The sequence below is a fragment of the Micromonospora phaseoli genome (genome assembly GCF_900109115.1).
Taxonomy (GTDB): domain Bacteria; phylum Actinomycetota; class Actinomycetes; order Mycobacteriales; family Micromonosporaceae; genus Micromonospora; species Micromonospora phaseoli.
Genome location: NZ_FNYV01000002.1, coordinates 747607 through 770921 on the forward strand (window position 1 = coordinate 747607; position 23315 = coordinate 770921).

Sequence of the window (23315 nt, forward strand, 5' to 3'; positions counted from 1 at the left end):
CTTGTGGTCGCGACGGGGCCGACCTCAGGCCGGCCGTGAGGAAGAGGTCTCCGCTGGTCAGCGGAGAGTGGTGTGGCGCGGGTGGGAGCGACAGTCGCGCTTGGCTGTCCAGTCCCGGACGGAGGGGGGAGGTGCGTGTCCGGTCAGCCCGGCCCGGAACATTCCGTACGCGAGTCGCCGCTGCGCGGCGTTCTCCAACTCCTGCCGCAGGTTTCCGTCCCGCAGCAACGCGTCGGGTCCGAGCAGGGCCCCGACGGCGGCCAGCGCACCGGTGATGTCCCCGTGGTCCAGCCGGGCCCGGACGTCGGGAAGGCAGGCCGGGTTGCGGTGCGCCTCGTCGATCGCCCGGAGGCAGGCCAGCGGGGTACCGGTCAGGGCGGCCAGCAGCTCCTCCCGGTGGATCTCGGCCCGGTCGTGATCCAGGGGGGTGAGTACCCCGTCCACCAGGCCGATCCGGTGCCAGCCGCCCCCGCAGGCCACCATCGGCTGCGCGACCACCGGGTCCGCAGGTGATCCGGTCGGCTGGATACCGGGCACGAGCGCCGATGCCACCAGCGGGTGGAGTTGGTCGACGTCGATCAGTCCCCGGCGCAGCAGTTCGAGATCGGGCGGTATCCAGGTCGCGGCGTCCGGCAGCACCGGCAGCGTCGCGGGAGCCGCCCGGCCGGTCCGGGCCGTCCGGATGCTCGGCGAGCGGTTGGCGGCGGCCGGTGCGACGTCCAGCACGAGTCGACGTCGTGCCCCCAGCCGCACCATGACCGAACCGCTGGTCAGGCCCTCGGCCCGGAGCAGCAGGTCAGCCTCGGCCGCCCACTGGCGCACGGCGTATCCGCGGGCCCGCAGGTCGGCCCAGCACGGGGCGGGACTGTCCGCGGTGGGTACTGGCTGCACACCTGACCGGCTGGCCAACTCGTCGGCCCGGCGCACGTCCCAGAGGTGTCGGTGCAGGTCGAGACGGAACCGACGATCTGGGCGGGAGTGCGGATGCGGGCTGTGGTTGTCGTCCCGGCCTCCGGTCCACAGCGCCAGGCTGAATCGTTGGCCCGCGTCTGCCCAGGCCGGTGGCGTCCGGGCCACGAGGTGCACCGGCTCGGCGCCGTCGCGTTCGGATACCGGGTACCGGGCCAGCGAGACGGTCAGTGCCGGCCGCAGCAGCCCGTCCGGAGCGACTCGCGGCAGGTGCCAGCGCAGCAGGTCGGGTGCGAGGTGTCGGAGATCGGTTCGGAGGACGGCGGCCAGCTGCCGGCCATGCTGACGGGCCACGGCGCGCAGGTTCAGGTCGACGTCGACGCGGGCAGCGGCGCACGCCCCGGCCCAGTCACCGGTACGGCGACGAGCCGTCGCGTCCTTGATCATGGAGGGCGGCACGGCGTACTCGCGTACCTGCCGCCAGAGGGAGAGGCGGGATTCCGCGTTCGCGGCCGGGGAGCGCATCAGCACTCACCATGCACGAACGGGACCCCCAATCTGAGAGAGAGGTTCATCGCGCCGGAGCCTAACGCCTCGCCGTGGACTTCGCCACACCCTTCGGGCCGGCGGCGACACCGCGAACCCCCCGACCTCCCGATATCGCCATGCATCTATTGACAGACCAGGTTACCGGCCAACGGCGTCACCAACCGGACCGGCGACGTGGTGGCCAACGGCCGCAACGCCATCATCAACGGCATCCGCGCCCAGTCCGGTTGGGCGAGCACCGTCCACACCCGCGTCGACGGCACCGTGCTGCGGGTGCTGGCACCGGGCAAGGCGGCCGGCGCCGGCCTGTTCAGCCCCATCTACCTGGACCCGTACATCGCCTCGGCGTGGAACGCGTACACCACCCGGACACTCACCGTGGCGCCGTTCGGCGACCGGCCCGACCCGGACCCTGTGCGCGGCGCTCAACCGGGGCACCCTCGGCACCATCCACACCCAGCCCAGCACCAACACGGCCGAGTTCTACCGGAGCAACCCGACCACCCACTACGCCCGGATCATCCACGCCAACATGCGCGACGGCAAGGCGTACGCGTTCGCCTTCGACGACGTCGGGGCCTTCGAGTCGCTGGTGCACGACGGCGACCCTCGTGCGGCCGGTCTGATCCTCAGCCCGTTCTGACCGCGCAGGCCCCGCCGATCCGCCCGCCGGTGTGCCGAACCGACACACCGACGGGTCCGACGCGTCAGGCGCCGCCAGCCAGATCGCGTCGACGGAACACGGTCACGGCGGCCTGGACCAACCCGCCGGCCAGCACGGCCAGCACCACGACCGCGACCACGCTGACCTCCTCCAGGGGGTACTCCCCGACGTGCTCGAACGGCGACAGCCGCAGCGCGCCCTCCGGAATCTCGAGGATCGGGGCGAAGTACCCGGCGATCAGCCCGTAGCCGAGCACCACCCAGACCACCGGCAACGCCCTCGGGGCCGCCGCGTACAGCAGGGCGGCTGCGGCGAGGACCAGCCAGACCGCCGGGGTGTGCGCGAGGTGGCCGAGCACCAGGTCACCGAGGAGCCCCGCGTCGCCGGTGCTCACCGCCGCTCCGATCCCCATGCCCAGGCCGGCGACGAGCAGCAGCCACGGTACGCCGAGCGCCGCCACCGCCACGTGGCTGCCGAGCCAGGCCCGGCGGCTCACCGCGGTGGCGAGAACCGACTCGGCCCGTCCCTCGGCCTCCTCGGCGCGCAGGCTCTGCACCGCCAGCACCGCGTAGACCCCGACGGTGAGCGCCATCGTCAGGCCCAACATGCCGAGGAATCCGGCCAGCAGATTGTCCGCACCGCCAATGATGGCCACCAGGTCCTCGGGTGCGTTCTCGAAACCGTCGAGCATCGGCTGGGTGAACGAGCCGTAGGCCAGGCCGGCGACCAGCAGCGAGGCGCTCCAGCCGATCAGGCTGGCCCGGTGCAGCCGGAATGCCAGCGCGAACGGGCTGGCCAGCCAGGCCGCGGCCCGCGGCGAGCCCGGGCGCGGCGGCACCAGGCCGGCGCCGAAGTCCCGGCGCGCCGACAGCGCGAAGCCGATCGCGGTGGCGGCCGCCGTGAACGCCAGCGAGACGGCCAGTGGCCACCAACGATCATGGACGTACGGCGCGGTCTGCTGGGACCAGCCGATCGGGGACAACCAGGACAGCCAGGACGGGCCGCTGCCCTGCACCGCCGCCATGTCGCCCAGTCCGCGCAGCACGAACGCGGCGCCCAGCGCGGCGCCGGCCATGCCGGAGGCGGCCCGTGGGTACTCCGACAGTTGGGCGGTGACCGCGGCGACACCCGCGAAGGCGAGCGCCACCGCGCCGACGGAGGCGCCGAACAGCAGCGATCCGCCCGGGTCGTACCCCCGGCTGATCAGCAGCCCGCCGATCAGCAGCGCGACCAGCAGCGCCATCGTGGCGGCGAGGGCCAGCGCGGCGGTGAGCTGGGCGTACCGGCCGACCACGTTGGCGCGGACCAGCTCGGCCCGGCCGGAGCGCTCCTCGGCCCGGGTGTGCCGCACCACGGTGAGCAGGCCCATCAGGGCGGCTCCGACCGCCACATAGAGGCCGTACTGGCCGGCGAGGAAACGTTCGAGGGTCAGCTCGTCGAACCCGAAACCGCGCCCACCGAAGAGTGCGCCGGCGGGGCTGCCGGTGAAGGCGGTCATCCCCGCCAGGTCGGCCGGGCTCTGCACGATGGTGTCCAGCGCGGTGGCGAAGTACGTCATCAGCAGGGTCAGGCCGAGCGTCCACGCCGGGAAGCGGATCCGGTCGCGGCGCAGCATGAACCGCAGCAGGGTGCCGGTGCCGGTGACGGCGCTCGCCCGGCGGGCCAGGGCGGGCACCGAGCGGCTGGCGGTCGCGGTGGTCATGACCGCACCTGCGCAGCACCGTCGCGGACGCGCTGGTCGCCGTAGTGGCGCAGTAGCAACTGCTCCAGCGTCGGCGGCCGGACGGTCAGCCCCTGCACCCCGAGTTCACCCAGCTCGCGGACCACGGCCGCGAGCTGGTCGCCGTCGACCTCGAAGCGGACGTGGCCGTCCTGCGTGTGCAGCCCGTGCACGCCGGCCAGGCCGGCGAGATTGTCGGCCGGTCGGTCGGTCACGGCGTCCACCGAGGTACGGGTGAGGTGACGCAGCTCGGTCAGCGAGCCGGTCTCCACGATCTGCCCCTGCCGAATGATCGAGATCTGGTCGGCGAGCACCTCGACCTGGGCGAGGATGTGGCTGGAGAGCAGGACGGTCCGCCCGGCGTCCTTGGCCTGGCGGATGCACTCCTGGAACACCGCCTCCATCAGCGGGTCCAGCCCGGCCGTGGGCTCGTCGAGCAGGAGCAGCTCCACGTCGCTGGCCAGGGCCGCGATCAGGGCCACCTTCTGCCGGTTGCCCTTGGAGTAGGTGCGGCCCTTCTTGCTCGGGTCCAGGTCGAAACGCTGGCAAAGCTCGTCGCGGCGGACCGGGTCGGTGCCGCCACGCAGCCGGGCGAACAGGTCGATCGCCTCCCCGCCGGTGAGGTTGGGCCACAGTTCGACGTCGCCGGGCACGTAGGCGAGTCGGCGGTGCAGGGTCACCGCGTCGGCCCAGGGGTCGCCGCCGAGCATCCGGGCCTGACCGGCGTCGGCGCGCAGCAGCCCGAGCAGGATCCGGATGGTGGTCGACTTGCCGGCGCCGTTGGGGCCGAGGAAGCCGTGCACGGTGCCGGTCTCGACCCGCAGGTCGAGACCGTCCAGCGCCTTGACCCGCCCGAAGGACTTGTCGATGTGTTGGATGTCGATGGCAGCAGTCATGGTCGTTGACCTCGTTCGAGGAAGCCCAGGGCAGCCTGGGGTCCGGTGTGGTCGATCGCGGCGGGTACGCAGGAGGTCCGCATGCTTCGCCGTTCACGTGATTCGCGGTGTGGTTCGCGTGTTCCTGGATGAAGAGGCCACGCGGGAGCGTGGTGGCTAGCCCGCAGTGCGGTCCGGGTCGCCGGCCGGCGGCGGATCCGGTACGTACATCAGGTATTCGTCGAGCATCGACCGGTCGACGAGCAGCCCCTCGGTGAACAGCTCCAGCGCGGGCAGCGCGAGTTCCTCGACGTACCGGCGGAACAGGGCGGCGAACTCCTCAGCGGGCACGTCCGCGCCGTGCAGGGTGAACCAGAGCAGCATGCTGCCGGTGGCCTGGTAGGCCAGGTAACGGGTGCGGGCCGGGCGGTTGCGGCTGGGCCGGACCACCCCGGCGGCCTCCCCCGCGGACAGGTACGCCTCAGCGTCGGTGATCATGTGCTCGACCAGCTTGAGCGCCAGCTCCCCGCCGGCCTGCATGCTGCGCAGCAGGTACTGCACCATCGGCGCGTACTGCTCGACCCCGGCCATCTGGGCCAGCAGCATCGCCGCCGTGCCGTCGGTCAGCGCCTTGGTCTTCTCCTGGCGCATGATCTCCAGCACGCGCTCGTCGCAGGCGCGACGCAGCCCGGCCTTCGAGCCGAAGTGGTGGATGACCAGACCGGCGGTCACCCCGGCGTCGGCGGCGACGGTGCGCAGCCCGGCGCGGAAGCCGTCGCGGGCGAACCGCCGGATGGCAGCGTCGCGGATCCGGTCGGCGGTGGCGAACTCGCCACCGCTCCCCGATCCCACGCCCATCGACGTCACGACACCAGATTAAACACTCGTTCAACCGCTCGGCAAGGCCCGTCCGCCCCGACCTGCGGGGTCGGCCGGCAACGGGAACGTGACTTCGCTCACCATCAGCGACCGCGAGGGTTCCGACCTGCCCGGACGCGTCGACCTGCGGACCCCGTACGGGATCGGGCCGTCCGAGTAAACCTTCCGGGCCCGGCTGGCTGTATTCGGGTGTCGATGTCGGTAGGCGGAGAAAGGACGCGGTACATGGTGGACACTGTCGTATTGGTGATTGTGGTGGTGGGTGCCCGGCTGGCCTACTCGCTGGTGTCGCTCTACACCTGGCCGGCGAGGGCCCGCGCACGGGCGGAGAACATGGCCGTCCTGCTGTGGGTGGCCGGACCGGGCGGGGTGGTGGAGACCACCGGGCCGGACGGAGCGGTGATCGTGCGAAGGGCGCCAGTCCTACCGGCATCGGAGGTCGGCCGATGAACGCCGAGCCGGTCGGGCGGCAGCGCGACTTCACGACGTTCTTCGCATGTACCTACTCCTCCACTTTGGCGCAAGCGATCATGTTGTGCGGCGACCGGGCGGACGCCGAGGACGCGACGCAGGAGGCGTTCGTCGAGGCGTACCGGGTGTGGGACCGGATCGCCGCCTACGACACGCCCGAGGCGTGGACTCGCCGGGTCATGGTCCAGCGCCTGTGGAAGGCGTACCGCAAGCGCAAGGCCGGCCAGCAGCGGCTGCTCCACCTGCCCGTACCGGTGCAGGCGGGCCCGGAGCAGACCGCGGAGGCGCGCGAGGTGCTCCGCCTGCTCGCCACGCTGCCGCCCCGCCAGCGAATCACGCTGGTGCTGTTCTGCCTGGAAGGCCGGTCGCAGCAGGAGATCGCAACAACGTTGCGGATGAGCCGCGGCGGGGTGGCCGCCAACGTGGCCAAGGCGCGTCAGACGCTGAGGGAGGCGCTGGGGATGGCGGCCGACGAGGTGAACGGACGAGCGCCGCTGGTGGCCGGGATGAGCGCGGTATGGCGGGGCCGGTTCGAGGCGCAGCGGATCGGTGCGGGCCAGGACCAGCTGGTCCGGGTGTTGCTCGACACGCAGGCATGGCTGCGGGCGGCCGTCGAGGCCGATCCGCAGGCGCTGGAGCGGGCCCGCGCTGCTCTGGCCCAGCGACTGGCGGAGGACGGGTGAGCGGCGGCGGCCGCCCGGCGGAGCACCACAGCCGCGCCTGGAAGCCAGGTCCGGCAGGCGCGCTGCTGGCCTGGCTCCGGGGGGTGCTCGCGGTCGCGCTGCTCGCCGGGGTGTACGTGTTGGCGTTCATCCTCGTCACGGTGAACACGGCGCTCGTCGCGCTCGCCCTCTGGGCCGCGTTCGCCTCGCCGACCAGCGGCGGCAACTGGTCGCTCGTGGTCGGTGGCAGTATCTCGGCCGTCTTCGCACTGCTCTACGGGGTCGCGTCGGTCAGCCGGGTGGAGGAGCCACCACCCGGCGCGGTTCTCGTGCCCCGCCGCGAGGCTCCCGCGCTGTGGCGGCTGATCGAGGAGTTGGCCGGCCAGTTGGACACCCGGCCGCCGACCCGCATCTACCTCACCCCCGAGGTCAACGCGGCGGTGTCGGAGGAAGCCCGGATGCTCGGCTTCGCCGTCGGCGAGCGGACCATGTACCTCGGTGTGCCGTTGCTGACCCAGCTGACACCGGCGGAACTGCGGGCGGTGCTCTGCCACGAGTTCGGTCACTACGCCGGCCGGCACACCCGGTTCGGTGCGGTCACCTACCGCGGCGCGGCATCGCTGCACTCCGCGCTCTTCCGGCTGCGGATGACAGTGCAGTCGGGGCAGGGTATGACCGGGTACGCCTGGTTCTACCAGGCGGTGGTCGGCGCGTACACCAAGATCTTTTTGTGGGTCTCGCTCGCGGTGCGCCGCCGCCAGGAGCTGGAGGCCGATGCCCGCGCGGCCGCCATGGTCGGACCGGCCGTGACGGCCGAGGCGCTACGCAGGGTCCACGCGCTCGGGCACGCCTGGACCGGGTACCTCGACATGTTCGTACGTCCGGTGCAGCGGCTCGGCTTCGTGCCGGAGGATCTGTTCGGGACGTTCACCGTCATGCTGGACGATCCGTTGGTCCGGGAACGGCTGGCGGACCTGCGGGCGCACCCGGTCGAGACGAACCGCTCCTGGCTGGACTCCCACCCACCGCTGGCCCACCGACTGCAGATGATCGAGACGCAGCCCGCAGGCGACGCCGACACTGCCGAGGAGGGGCCGCTGCTGGCTGACCGGGCGCCGGTGCTGCGCGTACAGCGGAAGATGTTCGCGCAGGCAACGAGCCGGCCGACCGGGTTGCCGCAGGCCACCTGGGCCGACGCCGCCGCCGAGGCGTTCGCGGTCGAGCTCGCGAGCCTGCTGCTGGAGGCCGCGCGGGGCACCTCGGTGTCCGCGCGACCCACCCTCGACACGGTCCTCGATCTGCTGGAACAGGGCAGGCAGGCCGAGCTGGCCCGCCGGCTGACCGACGCACCCGAGCCCGAACAGCAGCTCGCCGAGGCGCTGTACGCGCTGGTCGGCCAGGCGCTGGCCGGTGCCGGACGGGCGCAGTGGGTGCTCAGCTGGACCAAGGGCTACCTCCTGGTCGCGAGCGAGGAGACCGGCCAGGAGCTGGAGGAGCTGGTGGCCGCCGCCGCCCGCAACGGTTCGGCCGTGCGCGCGCTCCGCCGGGACCTGGCGGACCGCGGGGTGGACGTCCGAGCCCCGGTGCCGCTGCTGCTGCGGACCGTGTCGGCCCCGGCCGGGCGGACCACCGGCGTGGACATCGCCGCCGGACTGCCGGACTTCGTCGCCGAGGAGGTCGCACGGCAGCGTGCCGTCCGCAATTTCACGGTGGTGGTGCTGGTGGTCCTCGGTGGAGCATGGGGGATCGCGCTGATCGGGTCGGACGGCTCGGAGCGCTACCCGCCGACCGCCGCCAACATTCCGGGCAACTGGCCGAGCTCGCCCAGGCCGACGGCGTGGACTCCGCTGCTGCCCACCGACGCGCCACCCGTCCCGTCCTGGCCGCAGCCCCTCCCCTCGCTTGTGCTGCCGTCCATTCTCCTGCGCTACGACACGGTCGTGGTCAGGCGCGGCGACACCCTCAGCGAGATCGCCTGTGAGCACCACACCACGGTGAAGAAACTGCAGGAGATCAACGACATGGGCAAGCGGACCGCCCTCAATGCCGGCCAGCGCCTCCTGGTGCCGGCCGGGCTGGGCCCCGGCGTGGTCGATCTGTCCTGCAAGTGAACCCCGGACCGCACGGTGCGATCCCCGTCGCCACCGCCACCATCACTGGGGCTTTCCCTGCCACCAGGCGAACCGGTCGCTGCGCCGCCACGAGTAGCCAGCCTGGTATGCCGAGAACGGGTCGTGGTACGCCTGCGATCCGGCGGTCCGGCGCGACCGCCCCTCGCTGCTCGGCCCGGCGCCCTGCGCCCACTCGAACGGATCCGCGGCGCCCGGCGCCCACTCGAACGGATCGGCGGCGCCCTGCTCCGGGCCGGGCGGCGGCTCGGACCGGCCCGGCGCCGTATCCGCACTGCGCCGCCGCCGGTCGTGCGCGCTCCGCCGACCCGGGTTGAGCAACGTCTCCCGGGCGCGGCACAGCAGCCGGAAGGCGTGGGCGTCGCCGCCCCGGTCGGGATGGTGGACGAGCGCCTGCAGGCGGAACGCGCGGAGGATCTCGGCCTCGGTGGCGTCGGCCGCCACGCCCAGCACCGTGTAGAAATCCGGCTCGTCCGGGGAGCGTCTCATCGTCCGGCGACCTCGGCCTGCCGGCAGATCAGCCGCCACGAGGCCCGGTGCACCGGCCCGGACAGCCCGATGCCGTGGCCGGACACGAACGTCACCCACCTGCGTCCGGCGAGGTAGGCCCAGACGTCCAGCTCGTTGCTGCCGCCATGGTAGTAACGATCGCTCTCGTCGAGCACGTCACCATTGACGAACGGCCACTGCAGTCGCGCCTGCGCCTCCGCCGGCAGGTTGCCGAGCAGGTCGCGCAGTTGCCGGGGCAACGGCACCTCTCCCACTGCCGAGGGTGCCGAGTGGCCCGCCGGCAGCTCCGGACGCCCGGCCACCCGCCGCGTGGGCTTCTGCACGACGACCGCGTGTCGCAGCGACGACGGCACGAACGGGACGACGGTGATCAGCTGCGCTGGCCCGCCCCGATCGTTGACGGTCGGCTTGGCGACGGCGAGCCCCCGCGCGCCGAACACGACCGCGTACGGGCGCCGCACGTCGGTGTGGTGGCAGTCCGCCCACCACTCGACCACCGGGCCGACCCTGGCCACCATCCGATCGCGCACCTGCTCACCGAGCTGCTGCCACCAGTGGTCGCGTCCAGGCCGGTCGACCAAGCCCAGCGTCCCGGCGTCGTGGACGGGAGTGGGAACCCCGGCGACCCGACTCGGCACCGGCTCGGCGCCGGCCCGGCCGACGAGCGGGCCGGGCGCCGTCCGGGACGCTGGCCGGCCAGCAGATCGAGGATCTGGCACGGGTAGGTGATTCGACGCCACGGCCGCCTCCCCGATCACACAGCGTCAGTACCGTCCACCTTACCGCCGTCGTGCCCGCCTCCGGTCCCCCTGCACCGCCGCGTTCTGTCCCAGGTGCGCCCGGCCAGCCGCACCCGCCAGGTACCCCTCACTCGGTCTCGGGCGCGGGAATCTCCCGCAGGTCGCCGGCGTCGAGGCGCAGCCACCGCCGCACATCGACGTCGTGCAGGAAGTGTTCGTCGTGGCTGACCACCACGAACGCGCCCCGGTAGGCGTTCAGCGCGTTCTCCAACTGGCCCACGCTGACCAGGTCCAGGTTGTTGGTGGGCTCGTCGAGCAGCAGCAGGTGCGGCGCCGGCTGGGCGTACAGGACGCAGGCGAGGGTGGCGCGCAGGCGCTCCCCACCGGAGAGGACGCCCACCGGCAGGTGGGCGCGGGCGCCCCGGAACAGGAACCGGGCCAGCAGGTTCATCCGCTCCGACTGCGGGCGGTCCGGGGCGTACGCGGTGAGGTTCTCCGCCACCGTGCGGTCCTCGTCGAGCAGGTCCAGCCGCTGCGACAGGTACGCCACCCGACCGTCGGCCCGACGCACCTGCCCGCCCTCGGGTTCCAGTTCGCCGAGCAGCAGCCGCAGCAGGGTGGACTTGCCGGCCCCGTTGGGCCCGGTCAGCGCGATTCGTTCCGGCCCCCGGATGGTCAGGTCGACACCGTCTCCGGCGAACAACGCCCGGTTGCCGTGCCGCACCTGCATCCGGTCTCCCTCGACCAGGGTCCGGCCGGCGGGCACGTCGGTCTCCGGCAGGTCCAACGTCAGCGCCTGGTCCTCCCGCAACGCCCGGCTGGCCTCGTCGAGGCGGCCCTGCGCGTCGCCGACCCGGCTGGCGTGTGCCTGCTGGGCCCGGCCGGCCGACTCCTGCGCGCTGCGCTTGAGTCCACCGGCGACGATCCGGGCCAGACCGGCGTTGCCGAGGTTACGGGCGGCGTTGCCGGCGCGACGCTCGGCCCGCTCACGAGCCTGCTGCATCTCCCGCTTCTCCCGCTTGACCTCCAACTCGGCGCTGCGCACGTTGCGCTCTGCGAGGTCCCGGGCCGCCCGCGCCGCCTCGGCGTACGCGGTGAAGCTCCCGCCGTACAGGCGCAACTGCCCGCCGTCGAGCTCGGCGATCCGGTCCATCCGATCCAGCAGCATCCGGTCATGGCTGACCAGCAGCAAACAGCCCGACCAGTCCTCCAGGACCGCGTACAGCCGGTGCCGGGCGTCGATGTCCAGGTTGTTGGTCGGTTCGTCGAGCAGCAGCACGTCGGGGCGTCGGAGCAGCTGCGCGGCCAGGCCGAGAGAGACCACCTGCCCGCCGCTGAGGGTGTGCAGGCGACGGTCCAGGGCCACCTCGCCCAGACCGAGCCGGTCGAGTTCGGCGCGGCTGCGCTCCTCGACGTCCCAGTCGTCGCCGACCGCGGCGAAGTTCTCCTCGCTGGCATCGCCGGCCTCGATCGCCCGCAGCGCCGCCAACGCCGGGGCGACGCCCAGCACCTCGGCCACGGTCAGCTCCCCGGCCAGCGGGAGGTTCTGCGGCAGGTAGCCGAGCACACCCTCGACGCTCACCCCACCGCCGGTCGGGGTCAGCTCACCGGCGATCAGCCGCAGCAGCGTGGACTTGCCGGCGCCGTTCGGCGCGACCAGACCGGTCCGGCCCGGCGGCACGGTGAAGGACAGGTCCCGGAACACCGGAGTGTCGTCGGGCCAGGAAAAGGACAGGTTGGTACAGACGACGCAAACGTCAGACATCGCAGGAGACCTCGGGAAGGATGCCGGGAACGCGATCGGCGCCCCGGACAGGCAGACAGGGCCACGACAGGACAGGCCGCCGGACGGGCGGCGGGGCGGCTCACCCCGAGATGTCGTCGTCCCCCGAAAGCATGTCGCGCTCCTCGTTCCCCCATCGCGCGGTTGATCCGTGCGAGCGCCCCCAGCGTAACAACTGCCCGCCGCGGTTCAGGAGCGGATCCGGCCGCGCAGCCGGAGGTAGAGCAGCGCGGCTCCGGTCACCACCACCGGCCAGATCAGGTAGACGCCGGTCATGAGCAGCAGGAGCAGCACCACCCCGATGGTCGCGGCGGCGGCGTACCAGGCTCCGCTGCGCCGGGGCAGCAGTCGCAGTGCCGCCGCGACCCCGATCAGGTAGACGGCGATGAACGAGCCGGTGGCGACCAGCACCAGCGGCCGGGTGCCGAGCCCGGCGGCCACCACCGCGGCCAGTGCCAGGAAGGCCAGGATGGCGGTGACGGCGAGGCTGCGGCGCGGCACCTCGCCGGCCACGCTTCCCCGTGCCAGCCAGCCGGGCAGCGCACCGTCGCGGCCCAGCGCCGCACCGAGCTTCGCGGCACCGGCGTAGTAGGCGTTCATCGCGCCGAAGGTGAGCAGCAGCGCCGCACCGGCGGACAGCCAGCGGGCGTCCCCGCCGAGCGCCACCGCGAGCAGCTCGCCCAGCGGCGCATCGGATTCCGCCGCCGCCGAGCCGAGCACCGCGATGGTCGCGAAGGCCACCGCCAGGTACAACACGCCGACCACCACGACCGCGGCGGCGGTGGCCCGGGGCAGGTCCCGCGCGGGTCGACGAAACTCGCCCGTCAGATGGGTGATGGCCTCCCAGCCGACGAAGCTCCACATCAACAGCGCCGCTGCCGGACCGATGGCCGTGACGCCCTGCGGGGCGAACGGCTCAAAATTGCCAACGGACGCGTGCGGCAGCGACAGCAGCACCGCCAGCAGCAGAAAGGTGACCAGCACGCCGGCCAGGGCGAGCTGCACCCGTCCCGCCAGTTGCACGCCCGAGTGGTTGGTGACGGTGACCGCCGCCATCAGCAGCATCGCGGTGGCCGCCACGGTGACCGTGCCGCCACCGAGCGCGGCCTCGACGTAGGCACCGCCGAACAGCGCCGCCGCGGAGGCGCCCGGCGGGACCGCGAAGTAGAAACACCAGCCGACGACGGCCGCCGCCCGGGGCCCGAAGGCCATTCGCGCGTACGTCGAGACGCCGCCGGCGTCCGGGTAGCGGGAGCCGAGCGCGGCGAAGGTCGCCGCGAGCGGAGCGGAGACGACCACGAGCAGCAGCCAGGCGAGCAGGGACGCGGGTCCGGCGGCCTCGGCGGCCAGCGCGGGAAGCGCGATCACCCCGGTGCCCAGCACGGCGCCGACGTAGAGGGCGGCACCCTGGGCGGCGGTCAGCCGGCCACCGGTCACCGGGGTGGGGTGGGTCTGAGTCATGAGATCACCGTCGCCCGCGGGCGGCCAGAGCGGACAGGTGGATTGGCGCCGGGCTGCGTTAGATTTCTGCCATGCGTACGCACGTCGTCGCGGTGGCGGTGACCGACAACCTGCCGATCTTCGAGCTGGCGGTGCCGCAGGAGGTGTTCGGCACGGACCGGCGGGACATCGTCGACCCCTGGTACGAGATGCGGCTGTGCGCTGCCGAGCCCGGTCCGCTGCGTACCACCGGCGGCTCGTGGCTCGACCCGGCGTACGGCCTCGACGACCTCGTCGAGGCCGACACGCTGCTGGTGCCCGGTTGTGCCCGAGCCACCCAGATCGACCCCCCGCCCGCCCTGATCGAGGCGTTGCGGATCGCGTACGCCCGGGGCAAGCGCATCGTCGGCATCTGCACCGGCGCGTACGCGATCGCCGCGGCGGGGCTGCTCGACGGCCGCCGCGCCACCACGCACTGGATGAACGCGCAGGACTTCGCCGGCCGGTTCCCGCTCGTCGACCTCGACCCCCGAGTGCTGTACGTGGCCGATGGCGACATCTTCACCTCGGCGGGTACGGCCGCCGCCATCGACCTGTGCCTGCACCTGGTGCGGCAGGACCACGGTGCCGCGGTGGCCAACGAGGTGGCCCGGCGGATGGTGGTCGCACCGCAGCGGGCCGCCGACCACACCCAGTACCCCGCGCCCCCGGTACGCGGCGCATCCCCCGCCGACCTGAGCCCGGTGCTGGAGTGGGCGCGTGACCGTCTCGACCGGCCACTGTCAGTCAACGACCTGGCCCGCGAGGCCAACCTGAGCCCCCGAACGCTGGCCCGACGGTTCCGGGACATCCTCGGCACCACCCCGTTGCAGTGGCTGCTGGAGCAGCGGGTCCGGCTGGCGCAGGAGCTGCTGGAGACCACCGAGGATCCGGTGGAGCGGATCGCCCACCGCACCGGCTTCGGCTCCGGCGCCAACCTGCGCCAGCATTTCGGCCGGATCAGCGGCATGACACCGCAGACCTACCGCCACGTGTTCCGCTACCGGGCGACCGCGTCGGCAGGGCGTGCCGGGTAGGCACGGGCCGCTACGGGTGGTGGGCCGGGGTGTGCAGGTGGTTGGCCAGGACCACCAGGAGTTCGAACCGGGCGGCCGGGTCGTCGAGGTCGGCGCCGTACAGCTCGCGCAGGCGCTTGAGCCGGTAGCTGACCGTCTGCGGGTGGACGAACAGCTCGGCGGAGACCTCGGCTCGCGAGCCCCAGTGCCGCAGCCAACTGTGCACGGTCACCAGCAGGTTCTCCCGCTGCGCGGGACGCAGGTGGGCCAGCGGCGCCAGGCGGCGGGCGGTGAGCACGGACAGCGCGCCCGGCTCACCGCGCAGCGCCAGCGCGACCAGGTGGTCGTCGGTGAAGACCGGCTCCGGGACGGGCCCGAGCAGCCCGGAAGTCAGCTCAGCGAGCCGGACCGCCACCGGCACCTGGGGCCAGCTCAGTGCCGGTCCGACCACGGCCCACCGCCCGGCCAGCGCATCGGCCAGCGACGCACGCAGCGCCCGGGGACCGGCCCGCAGCAGCAGCACCGCGTCCCGGGCGCGCTCGATGACCAGGCCGTCGGCGCCGTACCGGAACCGCGCGTCGCGGGCCTGGTCGGGCGGCAGCAGGACGGGCACCACGACGTCCAGCTCGGGCCAGCCGATCCGGGCGGCTGCCGCCTCGACGGCGCCGGGCATGGCGTCGCCACGCAGCAGCAGTTCGGCGAGCTGCCGACGGCGGTCACCCTCACCGGCCTGCTCGCGCACCTGAAGGGCGTACCCGTCGGTGCTCGCCGCCGCCAGCTCGGCCACGTACGCGCTGACCGCGTCGGAGAGGTCGATCAGTTCCTCGGTGTCGACCGGCCGCAGCCGGGCCAGTGACTGCGACGCGGTGCGCAGCAGCAACCGCGCCGCCATCCGTAGCGCGGCCAGCAGCGCCTCGGGGCCACGGTCCTCGCGTGCCTCGGCGGCGCCCAGCGCGACGAAGACCTCCCGGAACCGGGGTGGCAGCGCCGGATCGGCGGTGCCGACCAGGTCGAGGAAGCGTTCGAGGGCCACCTGGACGGCGGCGTGCACGTCCCGGGTGAACTTGTCGTCGGCGATGGCCGCGAAGGCGGGCGTGGCCTCGGTGACCGCGACCGCCACGGCGGCCACGGTGGCAGGCAGGTGCGGGCGCATCGCGGTGGCCAGGTCGGCGGGCAACCGCCGCCAGGGAGTCACGACCACTGGCTCACTCACCCCGCGATCTTGTCACGGCGGGATAAGAATGGCCCGGATTCTCGCTGCCGGCGGGACGGTGTTTCGACCGGAACACCCACGCGACGATGGACCCGACGCCGATGGACCCGACCGAGGAGAGCGCCGTGCAGCACCGCCCGTCCCGCCAGCACGTCGTCGACATGTGCGCGACGATGCTCGCCCGCGGCTACCTCAAGGCCACCGAGGGCAACGTCTCGGTCCGGGTACCCGGACATCGGCTGTACGCGGTGACCCCGAGCAACTACGACTACGACCGGATGCGGGTCGAGGACATCTGCATCGTCGACTTCGACGGCAAGCACGTGCCCGACGACTCCGGGGCCGGGTTGAAGCCGTCGATCGAGTGCGGGATGCACGCCAACATCTACCGGGAACGCCCGGACGTCAACGCGATCGTGCACACCCACCAGCCGTACGCCTCGGCGCTGGCCTTCCTGCGCAAGCCGATCCCGGCCCTCACCGACGAGCAGGTGCGCTTCCTCGGTCGCGAGGTGGCGATCATCGACTACGCCCCCTCGGGCACCGGGTTCCTGGCCCGCAACGTGCAGAAGAAGGTGAGCAGCGGCGACAACGCGTTCATCATCGCCAACCACGGGGTGGTCGCCGTGGGCACCGACCCGGACCGGGCGGTGTTCAACATGGCGTTGCTGGAGAAGGTCTCCATCGCGTACCTGCTGGCGCTGACCAGCGAGGCGGGGAAGGTGCACACCATCCCGACCGCGATCCGGGAGATCGCCTTCGGCAAGCTGCGGGCCGACGAGAAGCGGATCGCCGCGCAGCTCACCGAGGCGGTCGAGCCGGTGCGGGTACCCGCCGGCGAGCAGTTGCCCAGCGCCGACGCCGTAGCCGCCGAAATCGGCGCCGCCAGCCGCACCGCCGAGCCGGACGAGGCGCCGGGCGTCGAATCGGCTCGGCTCGGGTACGCCATCAGCGCGTACCCGGACGTCGACGACGTGCTGCGCCGGCTCAGGGCGCTGACCGCCCAGCCGCTACGCGGGCTGCGCCACGACGCGCTGCTGGACGTGCTCAACTACTTCGACACCAAGTGCCGGGCCAGCAAGGAGATCACCGACCGGGCCAGGAGCCGCATTCCCGGCGGCGTGCAGCACAACCTGGCCTTCAACTACCCGTTCCCGCTCGCCGTCGACAGGGCCGAGGGCGCGTACCTGGTGGACCGCGACGGCAACACCTACATCGACTTCCTCCAGGCCGGCGGGCCGACGATCCTGGGCAGCAACTACGCCCCGGTAAACGAGCGGGTCGCCGAGGTGGTCCGGCAGTGCGGGCCGGTGACCGGCCTGTTCCACGAGTACGAACTCAAGCTCGCCGAGATCATCCACCGGTTCATGCCGCACGTGCAGATGTACCGCTCCCTCGGTTCCGGCACCGAGGCGGTGATGGCCGCCGTCCGGGGCGCCCGCGCCTTCACCGGCAAGAAGATGGTGATCAAGGTCGGCGGCGCGTACCACGGCTGGTCCGACACGATGGTCTACGGCCTGCGGGTGCCCGGCACGTACCGGATGAACGCCAAGGGCATCCCGTTCGGCGCGACCAGCCGCACCCGCGAGTCCTTCCCGCACGACCTGGGCCAGCTCAAGCGCAAACTGATCGAGAACCGGCTGCGCGGCGGCACCGCCGCCGTCATCGTCGAACCGGTCGGCCCGGAGTCCGGCACCCGCCCGGTACCGCGCGACTTCAACGCGCACGTCCGCCAACTCTGCGACGAGTTCGGCGCACTGCTGATCTTCGACGAGGTGGTCACCGGCTTCCGGCTCGGCCTCGGCGGCGCGGCCGGCTACTTCGGCGTCACCCCCGACCTGACCGTGCTGGGCAAGGCGGTCTCCGGCGGCTACCCGATGGCCGGCGGCGTCGGCGGGCGCGCCGACGTGATGGCGGTCTTCGGCTCCGGGTTGGACGGCAGGAGCGGGGCGCACATCCAGGTCGGCGGCACGCTGTCGGCCAACCCGCTGTCCTGCGCGGCCGGCTACTTCGCGATCGAGGAGATGGCCCGGACCAACGCCCCGGTGATCGCCGGCCGCGCCGGTGACCGGCTCACCCGGGGCCTGCAACGGCTGATCGACTCCTACGGCCTGCCGTACGTCGCGTACAACCAGGGGTCCATCGTGCACCTGGAGTGCAGCGGCGTGATGCTGCTGGACATGCGCAACCCGGTGAAGTTGCTGCGCGAGAACAAGGCCCGCAAGCGGCTGATGGAGCAGATGGGCGCGGCGTACACCGCGCACGGCATCATCACCCTCGCCGGCTCCCGGATGTACACCTCGATGGCCGACACCGACGAGGTCATCGACGACGCGCTCGCCCGGTTCGACCAGGTCTTCGCGTTGGTCGAGGGAGTCTGACCCGGTGGCCGCCACACCACCGCAGATCCTCGCGATCGACCTGGGCACCTCGGGGATGAAGGCCGCCCTGGTCGCCGCCGACGGCACGGTCACCGGCTGGGCCGAACGCCCCGTCCCGCTGCGCTTGCTGCCCGGCGGCGGCGCCGAGCAGGACCCCCTCGCCTGGTGGACGGCGCTCGGCCAGGTCGCGGGCGAGCTGGGCCGGGCCCACCCCGAGCAGATGCGGGCCGTCGGCGCGGTCTGCGCCTCCACCCAGGGTGAGGGGACCATCGCGGTGGACGCCGCCGGCGAGCCGCTGACCCACTGCATCAGCTGGCTCGACATGCGCGGCGCGCCGCACCTGCGCCGGCAGTTCGGCGGCTTCCCCGCGTACCAGGGGATGTCGGTGCGCCGGATCGCGCGCTGGCTGCGGCTCACCGGGGGGATGCCGTCGCCCACCGGCAAGGACCCCGCCGCCCACATGCTGCTGGTCCGCGACACCATGCCGCAGGTGTACGCGCGGACCGCGGCGTTCCTCAACGTGCTCGACTGGATCAACCTGAAGCTGACCGGACGTGTGGTGGCCACCGTCGACTCGATCCTCACCTCGTGGGTGACCGACAACCGGCGGCCCGGCCACATCCGCTACTCCCCCGCCCTGGTGGCCGACTGCGGCATCGACCGCGACAAGCTGCCGCCGATCGTCGCCTGCACCGACGTGATCGGCACCCTGACCCCGGCCGCCGCCACCCACCTGGGGCTGCCCGGTTCCGTCCAGGTGGTGGCCGGCGCGATCGACAACACCGCGGCGGCGATCGGTGCCGGCACCACCGGCGACAACGAACCGCACCTGTACGTCGGCACCTCGTCGTGGATCGCGGCCCACGTACCCCGGAAGAAGACCGACGTCGCCGCCGGCATCGCCTCGGTGCCCTGCGCCATCGGCGACCGTTACCTGATGACGGCCCTTCAGGCCACCGCCGGGGCCAACCTGACCTGGCTGCGGGACAAGATCGTCGAGTATGACGATCCACTGCTCGGCGCCGGGCACGTCAGCCGCGACGAGGGCACCATCTTCGACGCGTTCGACACGATCATCCCGACGGTGCCGCCGGGCGCCAACGGGGTTCTCTACACCCCCTGGCTGTACGGCGAACGCGCGCCCGTGGACGATGCGAACCTACGGGCCGGCTTCCTCAACATCTCGCTGGACACCAACCGGTCGGACCTGCTGCGGGCGGTCTTCGAGGGGGTCGCCCTCAACACCCGCTGGCTCACCGGCGCGGTGGACCGGTTCCTCGGCGCGCCGGTCACCTCGATGGCCATCACCGGTGGCGGCGCGCTGTCCGACTCCTGGTGTCAGATCTTCGCCGACGTGCTCGGCGTCGAGATCCGGCGTGATGCCCAGCCGATCGCGGTCAACGCCCGGGGCGCGGGCTGGATCGGCGCGGTCGGGACCGGGCAGCTCGCCTTCGCCGACATCCCCGCACTGATGCGCACCGACCGGGTCTTCACGCCGACGCCGGCCCACCGGGCCACCTACGACGAGATCTTCCAGACCTACCGGGAGCTGCACAAGCGCCTCGCCCCGGTGTACCGGCGGCTCAACCGTCCCGCACGCCTCCACCGGGAGCCCTGACCCACTGAGCCCTGACCTGCTAAAACGGTTCCCCACCGGGTCGCTCCTGGCGAGACTGGGACCATGGTCGACCTCAGACGGTAGGCACGCCCCGGCCGGCCGGGCGCTGACGCGCGAAACCATCCGGCCCTTTTCCTCAACCCAAGCCGTCATTGACGTTCATCGACTCGCACGGTTGTGCGTCTTCGCGCGTTCGATCAGCTTGTCCGCCGCCTCCCACTGAGTGGGATTGGTGATTGACCGACCATCCTGGAAGTTTCGGTAGCCATCGATGATGGCGTTTACCCTTACATCGATGCGACGCTAGGACGTCAGCGCCGGTCATCGACGGGAGGGTACGTGCAGACGCTACGCCGGAAGCTTCTCGGCACCTCTTCCGCTGACCGCCAGCGATCCGACCCGGACCAGGCAGAATCGGAGCTCGAGTCCCGCCCCGGACAGGGCCGGCTGGCGGCGACCGCCCGGATGGCGTCGCGCCTGCTGCGTCATGAATGGACATTGGCGGCGATCGCTGGCGTGGTGGTGGCCGTCATCCTCACCTGGCCGACGCTGAAGCATCCGTGGACCACCATCCCAGGCGACATCGGCGATCCCACATTGCAGGCGTGGCAGGTTGCCTGGGCCGGGCATGCCCTGGTCACCAACCCACTTGGTCTCTGGCACTCCAATACGTTCTTCCCGGAGTTGTACACGTACGCCTACACCGACAATCTGCTCGGCTATGCGCCAGCCGGCCTGCTCGGCCACGGCGTGGAGGCGGCCGTGTTCCGCTACAACCTGCTCTTCGTCCTGGCCCACGCACTAGCCTTCGTCGGGGCGTACGCCCTGGTCCGCCAGCTGGGAGGTATCCGGACGGCGGCGGCCGTCGCGGGCGTCGCCTGGGCCTTCGCGCCGTGGCGGCTCGCCCACAGCGGCCATCTGAACATCCTCTCCATCGGCGGCGTCGCGCTATGCCTGGCGATGCTGGCTCGCGGCCACGGCTGGTCCCTGCGAGACGGTCACCGACCGGCGCTGCATCGCCCCGGGTGGATCGTGGCCGGCTGGCTGGTCGCCGCCTGGCAGGTGAGCCTCGGCTTCGCGATCGGCCTGCCGCTGGTGTACTTCCTGGCCGGCACCGCACTGGTGGTCCTCACCGCGGTTGGTTGGGCCCGATGGCGGACCGGTACGTGGGTCCTGGGCCGCCGGGTGGTGCTGGCCAACCTGTTCGGTGGTGCCGTCTTCGGCGGGGTGTGCCTCTGGCTGGGGTCCGCCTTCCTGCGGGTGGTGGAGTTGAATCCGCAGGCTCGCCGGGATCTGTCCTGGACGGAGATGTTCTCCCCACCCCTGCGGGGATACTTCGTCGCGCCCGCGGACTCGTGGCTGTGGGGCGACTACTTCCAGGCGGCCCGCGCCCAGTTGTCCTGGCCGCCGGAGATGGCGCTGCTGCCCGGGGTCACGTTGATCGTGCTGGCCGCGGCCGGGCTGAGCTACTCGGTGTTCCGGGTTCGTCACCGGGTGCTGCTCGGGCTCGGTGTGCTGGTCAGCGGTGCGCTCGGCCTGGGCAGCAATCTCGTCGGTCAGGGCGATCCGGGATATCTGACGTTGTCGCGGCTGCTCCCCGGCTGGGAGGCGCTACGAACCCCGGGGCGGCTCATGGTGTGGACGAGCCTGCTGCTCGCCATTCTCGCGGCGGGAGCGATCACGGAGTTCGGGCGGCAACTTCCCAGTCTGAAGTGGCCGCGGCCGGCCGGGAGGATCCTGCTTCTGATCCCGCTGCTGCTGGTCCTGGTCGAAGGCGTCAACCGCACCCCCCACCCCACCGCGCCAACCGCCCCGGCAGCGATGCGATCCGCGGCCGAGCCGCTGCTGGTCCTGCCCAGCGACGGGGTGTCCGAATCCCACGTCATGCTCTGGTCCACCGACGGGTTTCCCCGCGTCGCCAACGGTTCGATCACCTTCGTGCCGGCCTGGCAACAACAGATCCGCACGATGAGCACGACCTTTCCCGATCCGGGCAGCGTCGCATTTCTCCGGCAGGCCGGCATCCGGTCGGTGGTCGTCCTGCCGGATCGGCTCGCCGGTACGCCCTGGAACGGCGTCGCCACCCGACCCCTGGACGGCCTCGGCATCACCCGGGAGGAGATAGACGGCGCGTTGGTGTACGACCTCGACTGAGGCGGATCGGAGCCGGCGGCCGGAGTTGCTACACGACAGCGCTTCTTCGGCCGTGGAAAGCGCCCGTCACTCCCGGGTGGCGCCCATCGGCTCGCGGACCAGGGCGCCGTCGATGTAGCAGTAGCGCCAGTCCTCGCCCTCCTCCAACGACCGGATCAACGGATGGCCGGTCTGCCGGTAGTGCTCCTCGGCGTGGTTGTTGACCGAGTCACTGCAACAGCCCACCGCGCCACAGGTCAGGCACATCCGCAGCTGCACCCAGTCGTCGCCGCTCTCCACGCACTGCGGGCACGCCTGCGCGTCGGACTCGGTGATGTGGATGCGGTCCAGATGGGTGCAGGCGGTGCTGATGGTCTCCTCGCGCACGTACCGCCAACTGGCGTGCAGCAGCCGGTCCGGGATGATCCGGGCGAGGTAGCGGGAGTTCGCGGCGAGCAGCGGACTCACCACGGCCAGGATCAGCACGTACAGGGCGATGAACGGGCCGAGTCGCCCGTCGAGGCCGGCGGTGAGGGCGAGGGTGGCGAGGATCAGCGAGAACTCGCCCCGGCCCAGCACCGTCAGGCCGACGTTGGCCGCGCCCCGCTGGTTGAGCCCGAACAACCGGCCGGCGACCAGGCCGGCGAGCACGTTGGTCACGATGGTCATGGTGACCGCCAGCAGCACCGGCAGCGCCACCGAGCCGAATTCACCGACGTCGATGCTCAGCCCGAACGCCACGAAGAAGACCGCCGCGAAGACGTCACGCAGCGGCAGCACCAGGCGTTCGACCCGCTCGCGGATGGGGGTGCGGGCCACCACCAGACCGATCATCAGTGCGCCGATGGCATCGGAGACACCGATCTCGGCCGAGACGCCGGCGACGAGCACCACCAAGCCGACCATGAGGATGGCCAGCAGCTCGTCCTCGTTGCTGTCGATCACCTTGCTGACCAGGCGGGCACCGAAGCGGGCCACGGCGAAGAGCACGACCAGGTACGCGAAGCTGAGCCCGATGCGCAGCGCGAGCTCCCCGGCCGTTCCGGCACCGGACAACAACGGCGAGAGCAGCGCCAGGTACAGCGCGAGGAACAGGTCCTCGATCACGATGATGCCGAGGATGACCGGGGTCTCCGCGTTGGCCAGCCGGCGTAGCTCGATGAGCAGTTTGGTGACGATGGCCGAGGAGGAGATGCCGAGCGCGCCGGCGATTACGAACGCCTCGTGGCCACCCCAGCCCAACGCGAAGCCGAAGAGCAGGCCCGCGCCGACGTTGAGCAGGATGTAGGAGCCGGCCGCGACGAACAGCCGCTTGCCGCTGCCGAGCACCTGCCCGACCGGAAACTCCACCCCCAGGTGGAACAGCAGCAGCACCAGGCCGAGGGAGGCGAGCAGACTCAGGTCCTCGGGGTGGGCGATCAGCACGGGGCCGGGGGTGCCCGGCCCGAGCAGGATGCCGGCGAGCATGAAGAACGGCACGGTGGGCAGGTTGATCCGACGTCCGAAGCGGGCCAGCAGGCCCGCGATCAGCACGAGGGCTCCGAATCCCACGAGGTCAGCGTGCACGGTGAGGACTCCTGGAGT

The 23315-nt window shown here is 72.1% G+C and carries 17 protein-coding genes and 2 pseudogenes; 8 read left to right on the forward strand and 11 right to left on the reverse strand.

Features of this window, described 5'->3' with window-relative positions; all coding sequences use genetic code 11:
* Nucleotides 1-57: 57 nt before the first annotated feature.
* Complete coding sequence (locus BMY89_RS08055; RefSeq protein WP_092377608.1) at nt 58-1434, reverse strand: hypothetical protein; 1377 nt, start codon at nt 1432-1434, stop codon at nt 58-60.
* 168 nt (nt 1435-1602) lie between these two features.
* Here BMY89_RS08055 and BMY89_RS08060 point away from each other — a divergent pair.
* Nucleotides 1603-2101, forward strand: a pseudogene (locus BMY89_RS08060) (beta-1,3-glucanase family protein); the annotation flags it as partial.
* A 64-nt stretch (nt 2102-2165) separates the two neighbouring features.
* On the opposite strand, the gene BMY89_RS08065 reads toward BMY89_RS08060, so the two are convergent.
* The 4 genes and pseudogenes from BMY89_RS08065 to BMY89_RS31450 form a co-directional block, all read right to left on the reverse strand.
* Complete coding sequence (locus BMY89_RS08065) at nt 2166-3824, reverse strand: ABC transporter permease (RefSeq protein WP_092377238.1); 1659 nt, start codon at nt 3822-3824, stop codon at nt 2166-2168.
* Nucleotides 3821-4738, reverse strand: a complete 918-nt coding sequence (locus BMY89_RS08070) for an ABC transporter ATP-binding protein (RefSeq protein ID WP_092377241.1) — start codon at nt 4736-4738, stop codon at nt 3821-3823. Before BMY89_RS08070 ends, BMY89_RS08065 begins: the two co-directional genes overlap by 4 nt.
* A 156-nt stretch (nt 4739-4894) precedes the next feature.
* Nucleotides 4895-5368, reverse strand: coding sequence for a hypothetical protein (locus tag BMY89_RS08075; protein WP_332455093.1), 474 nt, complete (start codon nt 5366-5368; stop codon nt 4895-4897).
* Nucleotides 5369-5401: 33 nt separating this feature from the next.
* A pseudogene (locus BMY89_RS31450) lies at nt 5402-5575 on the reverse strand (TetR/AcrR family transcriptional regulator); the annotation flags it as partial.
* A gap of 246 nt (nt 5576-5821) precedes the next feature.
* On the opposite strand from BMY89_RS31450, the gene BMY89_RS08080 reads away from it, so the two are divergent.
* The 3 genes from BMY89_RS08080 to BMY89_RS08090 are packed head-to-tail and all read left to right on the forward strand — an operon-like array spanning nt 5822 to nt 8840.
* Nucleotides 5822-6046: a hypothetical protein gene (locus tag BMY89_RS08080; RefSeq protein ID WP_092377247.1), complete on the forward strand. Its 225-nt coding sequence runs from the start codon at nt 5822-5824 to the stop codon at nt 6044-6046.
* A complete protein-coding gene (locus BMY89_RS08085; protein WP_092377250.1) occupies nt 6043-6750 on the forward strand; it encodes an RNA polymerase sigma factor in 708 nt (235 codons plus the stop codon). Before BMY89_RS08080 ends, BMY89_RS08085 begins: the two co-directional genes overlap by 4 nt.
* Nucleotides 6747-8840, forward strand: coding sequence for a M48 family metalloprotease (locus tag BMY89_RS08090; protein WP_198413974.1), 2094 nt, complete (start codon nt 6747-6749; stop codon nt 8838-8840). The genes BMY89_RS08085 and BMY89_RS08090 overlap by 4 nt, the downstream gene beginning before the upstream one ends.
* A gap of 42 nt (nt 8841-8882) precedes the next feature.
* Here BMY89_RS08090 and BMY89_RS29815 read toward each other — a convergent pair whose 3' ends face one another.
* The 4 genes from BMY89_RS29815 to BMY89_RS08110 form a co-directional block, all read right to left on the reverse strand.
* Nucleotides 8883-9347 carry a DnaJ domain-containing protein gene (locus BMY89_RS29815; protein WP_111313851.1) on the reverse strand — a complete coding sequence of 155 codons (465 nt, stop codon included), beginning with the start codon at nt 9345-9347 and terminating at the stop codon, nt 8883-8885.
* Nucleotides 9344-9949, reverse strand: a complete 606-nt coding sequence (locus tag BMY89_RS08100) for a hypothetical protein (RefSeq protein WP_198414527.1) — start codon at nt 9947-9949, stop codon at nt 9344-9346. The genes BMY89_RS29815 and BMY89_RS08100 overlap by 4 nt, the downstream gene beginning before the upstream one ends.
* A 286-nt stretch (nt 9950-10235) precedes the next feature.
* Entirely contained in the window at nt 10236-11873 is a 1638-nt protein-coding gene (gene abc-f / locus BMY89_RS08105) for a ribosomal protection-like ABC-F family protein (protein WP_092377258.1), read from the reverse strand.
* 207 nt (nt 11874-12080) lie between these two features.
* Nucleotides 12081-13352: an APC family permease gene (locus tag BMY89_RS08110; RefSeq protein ID WP_092377261.1), complete on the reverse strand. Its 1272-nt coding sequence runs from the start codon at nt 13350-13352 to the stop codon at nt 12081-12083.
* Nucleotides 13353-13423: 71 nt separating this feature from the next.
* Here BMY89_RS08110 and BMY89_RS08115 point away from each other — a divergent pair, with 71 nt between their 5' ends.
* Nucleotides 13424-14407, forward strand: a complete 984-nt coding sequence (locus BMY89_RS08115; protein ID WP_092377264.1) for a GlxA family transcriptional regulator — start codon at nt 13424-13426, stop codon at nt 14405-14407.
* 10 nt (nt 14408-14417) lie between these two features.
* Here the strand turns inward: BMY89_RS08115 and BMY89_RS08120 are convergent, their stop codons facing one another.
* On the reverse strand, nt 14418-15599 hold the full coding sequence (locus BMY89_RS08120) for a PucR family transcriptional regulator (protein ID WP_232521122.1): 1182 nt from the start codon (nt 15597-15599) through the stop codon (nt 14418-14420).
* Nucleotides 15600-15685: 86 nt separating this feature from the next.
* Here BMY89_RS08120 and BMY89_RS08125 point away from each other — a divergent pair, with 86 nt between their 5' ends.
* The 3 genes from BMY89_RS08125 to BMY89_RS08135 all read left to right on the forward strand — a co-directional run bounded on the left by BMY89_RS08125 (nt 15686) and on the right by BMY89_RS08135 (nt 21752).
* A complete protein-coding gene (locus BMY89_RS08125; RefSeq protein ID WP_232521123.1) occupies nt 15686-17980 on the forward strand; it encodes an aminotransferase class III-fold pyridoxal phosphate-dependent enzyme in 2295 nt (764 codons plus the stop codon).
* Nucleotides 17981-17984: 4 nt separating this feature from the next.
* Nucleotides 17985-19598 (forward strand): xylulokinase, encoded by a 1614-nt coding sequence (locus BMY89_RS08130; RefSeq protein WP_092377267.1) that lies wholly within the window; start codon nt 17985-17987, stop codon nt 19596-19598.
* A 465-nt stretch (nt 19599-20063) separates the two neighbouring features.
* Nucleotides 20064-21752, forward strand: coding sequence for a hypothetical protein (locus tag BMY89_RS08135; protein WP_232521124.1), 1689 nt, complete (start codon nt 20064-20066; stop codon nt 21750-21752).
* Between the two features lie 66 nt (nt 21753-21818).
* On the opposite strand, the gene BMY89_RS08140 is transcribed toward BMY89_RS08135, so the two are convergent.
* A complete protein-coding gene (locus BMY89_RS08140; RefSeq protein WP_232521125.1) occupies nt 21819-23282 on the reverse strand; it encodes a cation:proton antiporter domain-containing protein in 1464 nt (487 codons plus the stop codon).
* Between the last annotated feature and the right edge of the window lie 33 nt (nt 23283-23315).